The sequence below is a fragment of the Endozoicomonas sp. NE40 genome, assembly GCF_040549045.1.
Taxonomy (GTDB): domain Bacteria; phylum Pseudomonadota; class Gammaproteobacteria; order Pseudomonadales; family Endozoicomonadaceae; genus Endozoicomonas_A; species Endozoicomonas_A lisbonensis.
The window spans coordinates 75,597-87,477 of sequence record NZ_JBEWTB010000003.1; the positions used below are offsets into that span (position 1 = coordinate 75,597).

The following is an 11,881-nucleotide window of genomic DNA, read 5'->3' on the forward strand; positions in this document are numbered from 1 at the left end:
AGTCAGCATGAAAAATTCCCGTTATTTATACGACGATAACGACTTATTGGTTTTTCTTTGCAGATCAGCAGGTTAGGGCGCTTTTCTGACGTGTTGGCCTTTTTGCAGGCCGAGGCCCCAATAAACTATGTCGGCTTTCCCACATGGCGTTGATAGCTTCAGCATCGGTTTCAAACCCTGTTTTGTGTATGAATGTACCGCTTTCAGGCATATCCTCATTCCTGATAAAGCTAATTACATACCCCCTAAATCCTGCATTGCCTATAGCTCTATCTTTATAATAAAAAACACCCGCACAACCCATGGGTCTATGTTGCCGAACTTCTATCTTGAATACTCCATCGTCGTATTCTCCTAGATTGGACAAATCATCATTACCCACGGCATTCAGAAGCTCTAATATCTTTTTATTCCTATATGTTTTATTCACTTCAGTTACTTCCTTAATTTATGCAGCTGCGTCGGGTTGCTGGATAAACTGAATCGGGTTTTCAAGGGAGATAAACCCGGCGTTGAAAAAATTCCTTTCCGGGGTCAGCACGTCGTATCCGGCCAGTTCGGCAAAACCGGCTATATTGGTGGGTAGTTCTGCACTGTTCCGGAAGTGGCGGCGGCTCATCATCCGGCCACGGTGATAGGCACGCATCAGGTTGTTGGCTAACTCTGGATTGTCAGCGATGGTTTTGACGGTGAGTTCCTGCCCCTTTCTACGGACGGCAATGACCCTGCCGGTCGGGGACACGCACTCAACCTTGATGGAATGGGAAACAAAATCCCACAGCCAGTGGGGGGAACTTTCTGAAACGATCTTGTTGTTCTGGAGCACCAGTGATGCCCTCGGGTCGTTCAGTGAGTAGAAAACCTCGGAATAGTTCTTTTGATTGGTCGTCATCTGACCATTCTCCTATTTAGTGTCGCTTTTTGGGTGTGATTGGACGAATAACGCCCAATGTCACAAACAAACATTGCTCGGCAAAGCAAATGTCACAAACAGACTGTACCACGCTTAGGTAAATGTCACAACTAAACACCCGTTTACTTGTGACATAACGAAACTAAAAACCTATTAGATATCTCAATATGTCAATATAAAACCAGTAATTTCATATAATGAATATTTTATATAACTAATAATTATATATTTTGTAATTTGTAATACAGATTACAAAAATACAAACGCAATTAAGAATCAATGATTTTTAAGGTCAAAAAAAACCGCCCTGAAAAGGCGGCTTTAATGAACGGGCGGCAAAACGCCCATTCCCCTCGAAAAGTTCACGCTGTACTGTTTGCTTTGAGCTGATCCTCTGACGTGTACCGGTAGCCATGTTTTTTCAGCAATCGCTCTATATCTATTTCATTGGGAGACTCAGCAACAAAATCGCCGTAGTAGTAGGTGGCGCCCAACTTGTGCATCAGCTCTTTCATATCATCGATGTAGTTGGCTGCTTCAGCTAACTGAACTGACAAGTGATTAGCCACGCTATCGTCCTCAACAACCAGGTAAACGCAGTTGGCTGCTTTTCGTAATTCTTTTGTGTTCATTCAGATTTCTCTTTTCCTGCTAACTCATGCCTGATACTGGCTACCCAGTCGTCAGTAATCTTTGCGGCGCCCAATAGTTCGATATAGTTGGTGTAGTCGCCATACCATTTTTTCATCAGCTTTGCGTTCTTGCGCATTAACTCAGCCTGTTGTGCCAGGCCATAAAGGAGCATCATCTTTTCGTGTCGGGTTCGGTGCTCTTCCAACCCTTCCTTACAGTAAGAGCAGTACCACGTACCATGGTTAGGCGCTGCGGGGTCTTCAATGAAGGTATCCGGCCACTCTTCTCTCGGATAAAACCGTGTAGCGCCAATCCATTCATCCAGATCAAACTTACTGGGGTCTTTCTGTTTTGAATCGTGGGTATGTGGCGCAAGTCCATACTGAGGTAAGCAAGGATCGCCGTCAGGATCGGTGCAATGTTCACATGCCATATCGATTAGCCTTTATTCAGTAAATCCAATAGCCCAGTATCGCAACGACCTAAATAGAACTTACTTTCTTTAGCCCAGAGTTCACCGCTTTTCAGCATTACTGTTAAGCTGGTTTTGTCATAGCCGCCTGTAACACCTGCGCTTGCGGGTTCAATCATCTTATCCAAAGTGGACACATCAACCTTTTTCTCTATGTCGTAATTTTCATCACAACCAAGGGCATTGTTTATATATTCGCTTTCAGACCAGTGAACGATGATTTCTTTGATGTCATCCAGGCTTTTAACTTGATTCATTTGCAACCTTTTGAACTCTCTTGCCCAGCCAGTTCATTACTGACGTAGCCATACTGCTCGCCGAGTTAAAACGAATCCGGTAAGGCAACCGCACGAACAAACCACATAGTACCCTGCTGGAGATTGGTTTTAGCCAGAGCAAGGCATCGTCTTGATTCCTGTATTTGTTCTTCAGTTAGCCCGTCAGTCGGAGCGAAACGCTGCTGACTCTCACGTAAAGCACCTACCTGGTTAAGCAACTCTTGTGTTTCTTCAGCGTGGGCCTTGATCTTATTCATCAGGTCAATTTCTTTTTGACTAAGGTCACGGTAGCCTTTGATTTTCGTGTGTTGGTCTTTCATTGTGTAAGCCCTTGTATGGCAGTCGTTTAAGGAGTGTTTTTGAGGCAAAAAAAACCGCCGTGTATGTGGGGGAAGGAGGAATCCACACGGCGGGGGAATAAAGTTAAAAACTCAGCAAACCAACTACGTCGCCCGGAACAAACGCTTTATGCTGAGGGAAGGGTATATAAAGGAGTCATGCCCCGAACGACGCACGACCATTAGGCAACAGTTTTTTCAGTCCGAACAGGAAAAAAACTTTTTAGGCTCTTGCTGGAGCAACTTTTCGTTCCATTGGGCATTTGGCACTTTATTTTGTGTGCGCAAAACTCCCCCTGTTAACTTGGAAGTGGTTTCGAGACATATCCGACCAAACGACCACTACAGCATACCCTTTGCTTTCAGCCACTCCCCGACCTCAGCATGAGAGAAAGTTTTCTCTTCTCCTGATTCGATACGGGTCTGGGCTTCCATAGACTGCTGATACAGAGCTGCCTTCGCTGCCATAGGTGCTGAGGGTGCGACCATATAGATATTATCAGCCTCTATATCTTGCGGTGCTGGTAGGGGCTCCCCTTCCAGCATGGTCGCCGCTATCAACTCGTCCAGGCAGTCTACTGCTTCACACAAAGCCTGTTGCAGGGTTTTCCCTTCTGTCGCACCCCAGCCAAAGCAAGGAAACTTAACCAGGTAGCTGTTTTCGCATCTGGTAATGTAAGCAGGATATTGAAGTTTCATTTTTTCCTCCGTTCTTCATCCAACTACCCTACCACGGCCTAAAAAATAATTTAAAACACCATTTTCAGGCGCTCTGCAACAGTCCCCGCTTTTACGGGGACTCCCATGACGCAACTGATACACGGCGACTGTCTGGAAAAGATGGCCACCCTGCCCGATGGCTCTGTAGACCTTATTCTGGCTGACCCGCCCTACGGCACGACTCAGTGTAAATGGGATGTCGTTATCCCGCTGGAACCGATGTGGGAACAGCTGAAACGGATCATCAAACCCAATGGCGCCATTGTCATGACCGCTGCGCAGCCATTTACCACTATCCTGATCGCCTCCAACATGAAAATGTTCAAGTACCATTGGGTGTGGGACAAGAAAGCTGTAACCGGCTTCCTGAATGCCAAAAAGCAACCTTTACGCAGGGTGGAGGACGTTTGCGTTTTCTATAGTAAGCAGGTGTCCTATAACCCGATCATGACGGTCAGGGGCAAGCCCAAAAAGAAAGTAACCAGCGGCCAGAGTAGTGTTTATGGCAACTTCAGCCGTAAAGAGGCTTTTAATAATGTGTATTACCCGACGCAGATCATTGAGGCGACAAGTAGCAACATGCACATACACGACGGTCGTTGGCATCCTACCCAGAAGCCTGTCGCCCTGATGGAGTACCTGATTAAGACGTACACCAGTGAAGGAGAAACGGTGCTGGACTTCTGTATGGGCTCAGGCACGACTGGTGTCGCTGCTGTCCAGACTGGAAGGCACTTTATCGGCATTGAAAGGGATGGTGACTATTTTGGTATCGCCCGGGAGCGGATCAGCCAGGCGAGCGTAACAGCTGAGGCGGGTTGATGGATTCTTGTACGGCTCAGCTACCTGACACTAAATAATACCAGTAGTAAAATACTGGTATCAAATGATACTACTACCGGTAGTTTATCTTACCGGATGGAATGGTGCAACCGGTTTCAGATACCCAACCGATACCGGCTGCACCAAAACCGTCAGGCACTCGCCTGCAGTCCGGCCATCATTTCCCGGCACGCTATCGCCAGTGACAAAGCCCGGTTGCCATAAGTGACAAACGAATAATCCCGGGTGCGCTGGCGGCGACGACCATGGTGGTCTTCCATCCAGCTGGCCCGCCAGCCCGCTGCCTCACCCTTGCGGTTCTTGAACGGGCAGACCCCGACAATGCCCGAGGCACTGCGCACCGTTGGGCGGGTGCGGGGCTTGAACCGCCCTAACCGCTGCAATTCAGGCAGTGACAGTTCATACTGTCGTGCGGCCAGATACGCCTTATACAGACTGCCATGCTCTCTGGCACTGAAATAGGTCTGCTTGCCGTGGCGGCCACCTTCCCAGACCCGGACACATTGGGCCTGGTGGTTAATGCTCAGACGGGGCTCTAACTCACTCATCAGCTCAACCTGATATTCAACGTCGGTTGCCAGCGTAGTGGCTGGGCGGCGTAGGGATTAAACGGGCGGCGGTTGTCGTTTTCTTCCTGGTCCGGTTCCGGTTCGGCCGGCGCAGTGACCTCGGCGCCCATGCCGTCTAATAAGTCGATCAGCTTCACCATGGCCTGATCACTCAGAAAAGCGGTGTTCTCCGGCATGTGCTTTTCAGCAATGATCTTGATCCCGGCAATTTCAATCCGGCGAAAACGGGGCTCCGGCTGCTCCGGCAAACCCTCACGCAGTTGCCGGACAAATTCCAGTGTGTCAGTCATCGGTATCCAGCTCCCGGGAACAACGGTCAAGGGCATCCAGGTAAGCGGCGGTGTCCTCGCCCTGAATCACCACCACGGCAGCAACGGGCTGCTTTTCACTGCCGTCCTGATCCTTGTAAGCGGCCACGGACAGCGTTCCCACGCCTTCATCCAGCATTGTTCCCACCACCTCACTGAGGGGCTGCGAACCCTTCAGGCTCAGCAAGCATTCAAGACTCATGCTCTGACTCCTTATGCTCTTCCGGCGCATACTCGTCCAGCAACGCATGAAAGCGGCTGTTAAATTCCGAATAACGCTCTTCGTCGGTACTGCGCAGGCGGCACATCGTCTTGATCAGCTCATTGACGTTGAGCATCAGCACGCATTCGGAGACTGTGCCTTTAAAGCCGTTCAGTTCTTGGTGGTTAATTAATGTGGGCATCATTAAGTCAGGATAAAGGGGAAAACAGGGGAAGCCGCCACCGGCTGAATGACGGTGACGGTATGAGCGGTTGGCAAACACTCATGGGGTTATTTTGGCAAAAAACCGACAGAGCGCAATGCGAGCAATAGCGTATTGCGGCAACGGCTTCTAGCAGAACACACAGAACTTGTCGGGCGGTATGTAAAGCGACACCTCGCCGGTTTCCGGGCAGATAATCTCCTGGGGCGTGCGGTCATACACACTGTTGTATTTTTTCAGCTTGCCCGGATCGCTGAATACCTGCTCATAGGTTCCCAGTACTTCCAGGTGTTCCAGACTGGCGAGCGTGTCACGGCACTGCTGACCCACCAGCCGTACCAGTGCCAGGGTTTTATCAGCGCCCTTGCCGAGTTTTTTCAGTACCGGGGTCTTGGTCAGGGACAGCTCCGGCTTGCCTTCTTCGTCAACGTGGTCATGAACGGTTAATTCGATGCGGAACGTGTCCAGATCGGGGCAGAAGGTTACAACGTCTTCGTACATTACAGAGTCCATGGTGAGGGTCAGGCGATGGATTTGATTTGTTTGGCGTTCAGGGCTTGATGCCAGATTTTGACACCCCTCACATGCCCAAACATTGATGAAACACCTCTGCCTATATCTAAGTAAGCAGGAGCGTAATTTCCTTCTGGCAGATATGACGACTCAACCTTTATATCGCCATCAAGAGCTAAACGTGCCTTTGACGATCCTACGGATAAGGTAAATCGGTGTTCTTGTGTATTGTCGAACGATATAGGTGTTCTATTATTTTGCCCCCAGATAAAGGATTTTGCGCCTGATGATGTATAGGTAAGCCCTGTTATTGGTGCTCTCCAGGACACAGGTCTACTAAATGAATTAGAGGTATAGCCAAGAAGAGAACTGCAATGGCTTATTGTGAAGTCACCAAGATAATTCGGGACATTGTTTGCATAGGTGACACTAAGTTGGTCAGTTACTCTGGTTGCTGGTTCGCCTTCGGTTGGTATATAACTAGAGGGAAATGGTAATTCTTCAAATTGGTAACAGAAAGCTGCTACATGATCTCCTATAGTTGCTGAAGTACCTCCACTAGGGTTATTCCTGTCAGTGGCATAAATGTCAATAGAGCCTCTATCTTCACTAGACTCTAGTGAAGTTTGAGTAGCTGTGATGCAGAGAATATTATTTTTAATTTTAACCACATCATAGGCTTCAACTGTGGCTAATAAAATCTCTTCTGTCTCTAAATCGTATACCACATATTTATTTAACCAGTTCCCTGAAAATCCAAATTGAAGCCTGATAGCTCCTAAATCTATTGATGTGTTATCTAAGTCTATAAATGCTGTAATAGAATACTTAGTGTTGCTTTTTATACCTCTGTAAATCACGCTCCCAGCGATGATATTAGACTGACTATTATCCCGCTTTTCCATGATAGGAGCAGGATTATTTAAAAGTAGTTTTTCAGTGTAAGCCACTAGCTCTGATCCGTTATGAACTCTAGGCTCTGTGGAGTTTTCTAATAAATTTGTACTCTGTCCTTCAATCAATATCCCTTCACGCTCAAATCTCGGCTCATGCTCCTCAGCCAGAGTCAGGACTCCTGACTTATTGATATAAGTAGCTTTTGACGCTCTGGTAAATTCAGTAAAACCAAACCCCTCTTTCAAATGAATATCAGAGGTCAAAGGCAACCAAACATCAGGGTGCGGTACAGCGTATTCCTGATGATTGTCTACGTGATAATTAAGGTCTTTGACCGCTGTCGCCAGCGCATCATATTCTGAGTTAAACCGGGCAATCAGGGCTGCTGTAGCGTCCACCAAATCCTGCATATAGTCAGGCAATGCGGGAACGGTTCCGGAGGGTATTGAGTGGCCCGCAGGCGTTTGATCTTGCAAGCTGTTGTCCTGTAAACGTCATTGATAGACGGACGTTACAAACAGTCGCAAAGTCGGGCAGTTAAAGTTTTTTTTAAAAAAAAGCCGGTCTGAAAGAAACAGACCGGCCAATCCTATCTACGTCAACGACCGTCGAGAGAGGTCATCAAGTCATTACCAGATTACAGGGAAGTAATTAAAGGTGCGGCTATCTTGCACACCTTTTGATCATGACGCCATAGGCAATTAAACTCACTGCCATTTTTCTGAGTAAGCACGATGGATATTTTCAAGCGGCAAGAATTAGTGTTTGGTGAGCTGGCTGCATGCCTACGGGACTTCACCCCCACAGTCACCAACTATTTAGACCTGTGTCACCTGTGTCTGCTGTATAACGCTCGGCTGGCAATGAAAATCATGGATTTTGAACACCTGATTAAGCTACGACTGACGTATGTGGTGTTTATGTTTAACTTCGTGCTACTGGCTGGATTTATCAGCCTGATCAATACCGCTTGGCCGGCAACGATCCCCAGTCAACTCCACCTGATCAGTACAGTGATACCGCTGTGTGTTGCCCTGTTCCTGTTCATTCAGGCGTTTAAGCTGCACACCACCATAGGATTCCGGCAACAGGAAGCATTAGACATCCTGGACAGGATCGACATCGTGAAAGGGAAGCTAAGGGAAAACGACAAGGACGCTGACGTGTGGTTGGCTGGATACATCAAACAGGAATTGATTCATCTGGGCGTGATGCACCCAGCAACAGAACTAAAAAGCCCGATACGATGATCGGGCTTAAACTGCATGGGAATGGATAAGACTAAAAATCAATCAAGAATAGCTTTGGCCTGAGCATTCAGGACATCTGTCACCCACTTTGACAGATGCTTATAGCCTTGCTTTTTTGCAGCGGCTTCCCATTGTGCCTTATGCTCTGGCACTGCTCTTTGTCGGAGCCAGTCTGTCGCAGGAGCGTCAAACCGGACACCGTTCTGATTACCCTCCGGCGCTCCCCTTTTAACCTGCTGTTTTGCCACTTCAGTTGCCCGTAAAAACCAATATACCGCCGATAAGAAAAGCTGTTAAAACAGCCAAGCCCAAAGGTATGACGATGTTGTGAAACCAATTTTTTTGAGTAAGTTTCATAATTGCTTGTCCCATTGATCGTATCCGTAACATATATGTTATTGTAGATAGTGGAGGGGAAACCCCTCCATACTAAACGATTTTCTGAATAAGTTCTGAAAACCAGCTCCAGAACTCTTTTATCTCATTCATCCAACCAGCTATTAAAGCCGCTAAACTGCCAAGATAAAGGCTAAACCGCTTTGCTCTGCTCCATCGTCCCTCCTTGTTTTTAGGCTTTAGGTTTAACTGTTCTTCGTACCATTGGATTTGCAAATCCAATACTCGTTCCTGCTTATCTGCAATTCTTTGCGCTTGCAGTTGTTGTTCTTCGGTCTTATCCATACCGCCCTCACTGGCTAACGTGATTCTTATTATACTGACCTATTTGGTTGTTGCAACAACTAAATAGTAATATTTACAAATTGAAGCCACAAAAAACCCGACACTAAGGTCGGGCTTTCCTGCAATTCCGCTTAACTTTCCAGCTTCAGCGGTGATACCTCTATCTCCACGTCTGGCAACTGCTCAAACGCTGGCAATTCCGTACACCTGACGTTTCGCACGTAGTTTTTGAAGTTCAGCTTTTCGATGCCAGGCCAATAGTCATTAGTCCACTGTGGTTCGGCTTCCAGATTCAGGCTGATACAGGTATCAATACGATCCTGAATAGCGTCTGCTGGTAACGGCATACCCCAGTCGATAAAAGCCACAATAACGGGTAACAGTAACAGCTCTACACCCATGCTCACTCTCCTTTTGATGAATGAGCCTGCATTATTTCGGGCTTCAGCCGGTCATACCCCTAAAACAAATTTTCAGAACTCTACAAAATATGCCCCAAACAAATGCCAACGATTGCAGCCACAAACCCCATTAACAGCATCTTTGTAGCGGGTGATATTTTAAGTTTGTTCATGATCCCTCCGTTGGCCTCAAGTATATCTCTTTTAAGCGGCTCCCAGTGCTTCATTAGCCCAATCCAGTTCATCACTACCAGCATCACCACCAGCAACCCCAGCGGGGATATAGTCCACCAGCTGTGCGAAACAGTAGGTATCGAAAATATCAGGGGATTTAATGCCGTCACTGCGCATCTGTTCTTTTGACTTCAGTTTCCATTGTCCGTACTCATTGAAGCTGTACGGTATCCTGACAAACTGTTCTATGGTTTTTTCACGGATAACCGGATCACCAGCGTACAACCCTAACCTTCCGTCTCTCAAAGCTTCCATCGTGTAGACTGCCGCCATAGTACGCTCATTGGTGAAACGCTTTTTAGCGGCTTTAGAGTGCGGTGGACGACCCCAATGAATTCGCACCACGTTCAGTCCCAGCTTTTCAGCTTCCTGTGCCATCGACAGACCATAGCCGTCGCTGTCGATGCCAAATGTGATATTCGGGTAACTGGGTGCGATGTCATGGCAGTAACGGGCAAACTTAACAGCATCAACACCCCTTGCCATTTCCATAACCAATACCGGCTCGATAATTCGCTCGCTATCCATACCCGACACCTTACAGATATGCAGGACGGATGAATCCCGAGCCTCACCACCAGCTACGTCACACAATGCCAGATAGCCCCACTCGTCTTTATGCTCTATCTGGTGCTTAAAGCCGCCATCGACCAGCTTACGGTTAATGAGATAACCAGATAAATTATCCGGAAAAATGCCCCTCACTTTGATGCAGTACTCCGGACTATCCACGCCGCCATACTCTGCCCTTTTCTCACGGATAAACTTGTCCGTAACAAAGGGTGATAATTCACTGTTAAGAGCCAGTGCCGTGTATATGCCGTTGGGATTATTGGCTGATTTCTTCAGACGGAAATGTGATTCGTAAAAGTGTCCGGTATTTCGGGTGGGCTGACTGAGCATTAACATACGGTTGTTTGCTTCCGTTAAAGCGCCTCTCATGACCCCCATCGCTTTATCAGAAACACCACTCGCCTCATCAACCACTATTAAATAGTCCGCACGGTGATTACCCGCCAAACTCTCCTCGTTGCCTTTGGAGCAAGTTTTACCCATGATCTGCCAGACACCTTTAAAGCCTTTCAGGTAAAACGACTGTGACGTAATAACGCCATAAGGCTCTAACCACGGGTGTACTTCGCAAATCTTTGACCAGACCCGTTTAATGTACGCAAAGACGACGTTTCTCACCTGATCAATGTTATTGGCGGTTAACATGATCAGGCTTTCACGGTGACAAAGTAAAAACCACAGCACCAAGCAGGCTGTTAAATGACTCTTACCCGTTCCGTGGCCGCTGGCTACACTGACATTAGCCCCGACCGGCGTCAGGGCTTCAATGATGTCTACTTGCTGATAACTCGGATCGAAGTCGCAAACATCAACGCACCACAGTAGCGGGTCTTCCTGAAAGCTCGCTGCAAAGTCTTCATAACGTGGATCATGGACAATGGTTCGGTTCTTTTTTTTCGCCATTGCTACATGCCCATATCTTCATTCAGGGCTTCCAGCTCTTTTTCACGGCGTTTTAGGAACTCTTCCCGCTCCTGTCGTTTACGCTCACGGATTTCAGCGGCTTTTCTGGCAATATCGTCTGCGCTTACACCACCACCCTCGAAACTTTCTTCTGCTTCTGTCGCAAGCTCGACCTTGACCATGGCGGCCAGTGTGACCGGTAGCGGTATTAACAGGGCTTCCAGCTGTAGACCGGCTTCAATGGCGGTCAGATCACCGCTATTAAGTTGGGTAATGACAGTTTGTGTATGCGCTTGCTGGTCAGCTTTACTAAGCAATGGACTTTGTAGCAGATCATCCTTTTGCTTCATTAGCTGCGCTACTCTGCCCAGTAGACGGTCAATGACGTTATCTACGTCCGGTATGGAGCGTTTGGTTTCCTCCTTACCGCCTTCAGACCCCACCTCACGGTTAAACTCAGTAACCGGCAGGGACAGAAAGGCATCCTTGTTTTCATCACCACAATCCTTTCGTATCTGGTCGTACTCTTTCTGTTTTTTGATTGCTCTGGCAAGCTGCATCCTTGCCACTCTCAGCTCATAGTCAAGGTGGTCTATCTCTGCTGCTTGATCCCAGATCGCTAAATCTTCATCAGAAAAAAAACGGGAATAGATACCGTGCGTTGCTGCGTTGCTATTCCCTTTCGGTGCGCCGCCAGGGGGTTCACGACGACCACCCCGCCGTGATGGAGCAGTTGGAGCAGTTTTCTTAACTGGAGCAGGTTCAACCGGAGCAGTTGGAGCAGTTTTTTTTGCTACAGTTCGGGGGGTTGCCCGTGGCTTTGGTTGTTTCGGGGATGCAGGGGGAGCAGTGGGGACTGCTCCAGATGGGTGCTCTCCTTCCGCACACTGCCGGTTGTATTCTTCAATTTTCGGCTTGCGCAGGTATCGC

The 11,881-nt window shown here is 47.8% G+C and carries 20 protein-coding genes; 2 read left to right on the top strand and 18 right to left on the bottom strand.

Translation table 11 applies throughout. From position 1 onward, the window contains the following. Nucleotides 1-64: 64 nt before the first annotated feature. The 7 genes from V5J35_RS24150 to V5J35_RS24180 all read right to left on the bottom strand — a co-directional run bounded on the left by V5J35_RS24150 (nt 65) and on the right by V5J35_RS24180 (nt 3,333). Nucleotides 65-430: a hypothetical protein gene (locus V5J35_RS24150; protein WP_354011417.1), complete on the bottom strand. Its 366-nt coding sequence runs from the start codon at nt 428-430 to the stop codon at nt 65-67. An 18-nt stretch (nt 431-448) separates the two neighbouring features. Continuing rightward, nucleotides 449-892: a hypothetical protein gene (locus V5J35_RS24155; protein ID WP_354011416.1), complete on the bottom strand. Its 444-nt coding sequence runs from the start codon at nt 890-892 to the stop codon at nt 449-451. Nucleotides 893-1,275: 383 nt separating this feature from the next. Further along, a complete protein-coding gene (locus V5J35_RS24160; RefSeq protein ID WP_354011415.1) occupies nt 1,276-1,545 on the bottom strand; it encodes a hypothetical protein in 270 nt (89 codons plus the stop codon). After that, nucleotides 1,542-1,979 carry a hypothetical protein gene (locus tag V5J35_RS24165; protein ID WP_354011414.1) on the bottom strand — a complete coding sequence of 146 codons (438 nt, stop codon included), beginning with the start codon at nt 1,977-1,979 and terminating at the stop codon, nt 1,542-1,544. Before V5J35_RS24165 ends, V5J35_RS24160 begins: the two co-directional genes overlap by 4 nt. Before the next feature lie 5 nt (nt 1,980-1,984). Next, nucleotides 1,985-2,275, bottom strand: a complete 291-nt coding sequence (locus V5J35_RS24170) for a hypothetical protein (protein WP_354011413.1) — start codon at nt 2,273-2,275, stop codon at nt 1,985-1,987. Between the two features lie 65 nt (nt 2,276-2,340). Then, entirely contained in the window at nt 2,341-2,616 is a 276-nt protein-coding gene (locus V5J35_RS24175; protein ID WP_354011412.1) for an Acb2/Tad1 domain-containing protein, read from the bottom strand. A 360-nt stretch (nt 2,617-2,976) separates the two neighbouring features. After that, a complete protein-coding gene (locus tag V5J35_RS24180) occupies nt 2,977-3,333 on the bottom strand; it encodes a type II toxin-antitoxin system HicB family antitoxin (RefSeq protein WP_354011411.1) in 357 nt (118 codons plus the stop codon). A gap of 105 nt (nt 3,334-3,438) precedes the next feature. Here V5J35_RS24180 and V5J35_RS24185 point away from each other — a divergent pair, with 105 nt between their 5' ends. Next, nucleotides 3,439-4,176 carry a DNA-methyltransferase gene (locus tag V5J35_RS24185; RefSeq protein WP_354011410.1) on the top strand — a complete coding sequence of 246 codons (738 nt, stop codon included), beginning with the start codon at nt 3,439-3,441 and terminating at the stop codon, nt 4,174-4,176. Nucleotides 4,177-4,328: 152 nt separating this feature from the next. On the opposite strand, the gene V5J35_RS24190 is transcribed toward V5J35_RS24185, so the two are convergent. The 6 genes from V5J35_RS24190 to V5J35_RS24215 form a co-directional block, all read right to left on the bottom strand. Then, nucleotides 4,329-4,745: a hypothetical protein gene (locus V5J35_RS24190; RefSeq protein WP_354011409.1), complete on the bottom strand. Its 417-nt coding sequence runs from the start codon at nt 4,743-4,745 to the stop codon at nt 4,329-4,331. Further along, complete coding sequence (locus V5J35_RS24195; RefSeq protein WP_354011408.1) at nt 4,745-5,056, bottom strand: hypothetical protein; 312 nt, start codon at nt 5,054-5,056, stop codon at nt 4,745-4,747. The genes V5J35_RS24190 and V5J35_RS24195 overlap by 1 nt, the downstream gene beginning before the upstream one ends. Continuing rightward, the gene (locus V5J35_RS24200; protein WP_354011407.1) at nt 5,049-5,276 is read right to left on the bottom strand and encodes a hypothetical protein; all 228 of its coding nucleotides are present in this window, start codon (nt 5,274-5,276) and stop codon (nt 5,049-5,051) included. Before V5J35_RS24200 ends, V5J35_RS24195 begins: the two co-directional genes overlap by 8 nt. Continuing rightward, a complete protein-coding gene (locus V5J35_RS24205) occupies nt 5,266-5,481 on the bottom strand; it encodes a hypothetical protein (RefSeq protein ID WP_354011406.1) in 216 nt (71 codons plus the stop codon). Before V5J35_RS24205 ends, V5J35_RS24200 begins: the two co-directional genes overlap by 11 nt. 147 nt (nt 5,482-5,628) lie before the next feature. Further along, on the bottom strand, nt 5,629-6,000 hold the full coding sequence (locus V5J35_RS24210; protein ID WP_354011405.1) for a hypothetical protein: 372 nt from the start codon (nt 5,998-6,000) through the stop codon (nt 5,629-5,631). Nucleotides 6,001-6,020: 20 nt separating this feature from the next. Then, nucleotides 6,021-7,385, bottom strand: coding sequence for a phage head spike fiber domain-containing protein (locus V5J35_RS24215; RefSeq protein ID WP_354011404.1), 1,365 nt, complete (start codon nt 7,383-7,385; stop codon nt 6,021-6,023). Nucleotides 7,386-7,643: 258 nt separating this feature from the next. Here V5J35_RS24215 and V5J35_RS24220 point away from each other — a divergent pair, with 258 nt between their 5' ends. Beyond that, the gene (locus V5J35_RS24220) at nt 7,644-8,159 is read left to right on the top strand and encodes a hypothetical protein (protein ID WP_354011403.1); all 516 of its coding nucleotides are present in this window, start codon (nt 7,644-7,646) and stop codon (nt 8,157-8,159) included. 38 nt (nt 8,160-8,197) lie between these two features. On the opposite strand, the gene V5J35_RS24225 is transcribed toward V5J35_RS24220, so the two are convergent. From V5J35_RS24225 to V5J35_RS24245, 5 genes are all read right to left on the bottom strand, one after another. After that, nucleotides 8,198-8,407 carry a hypothetical protein gene (locus tag V5J35_RS24225; RefSeq protein WP_354011402.1) on the bottom strand — a complete coding sequence of 70 codons (210 nt, stop codon included), beginning with the start codon at nt 8,405-8,407 and terminating at the stop codon, nt 8,198-8,200. A 181-nt stretch (nt 8,408-8,588) separates the two neighbouring features. Then, complete coding sequence (locus V5J35_RS24230; protein ID WP_354011401.1) at nt 8,589-8,840, bottom strand: hypothetical protein; 252 nt, start codon at nt 8,838-8,840, stop codon at nt 8,589-8,591. Between the two features lie 131 nt (nt 8,841-8,971). Then, the gene (locus V5J35_RS24235) at nt 8,972-9,241 is read right to left on the bottom strand and encodes a hypothetical protein (RefSeq protein ID WP_354011400.1); all 270 of its coding nucleotides are present in this window, start codon (nt 9,239-9,241) and stop codon (nt 8,972-8,974) included. Nucleotides 9,242-9,445: 204 nt separating this feature from the next. Further along, on the bottom strand, nt 9,446-10,951 hold the full coding sequence (locus V5J35_RS24240; protein ID WP_354016538.1) for a hypothetical protein: 1,506 nt from the start codon (nt 10,949-10,951) through the stop codon (nt 9,446-9,448). A gap of 2 nt (nt 10,952-10,953) precedes the next feature. Further along, on the bottom strand, nt 10,954-11,881 hold a 928-nt coding region (locus V5J35_RS24245; protein WP_354016539.1), incomplete at its 5' end, for a hypothetical protein.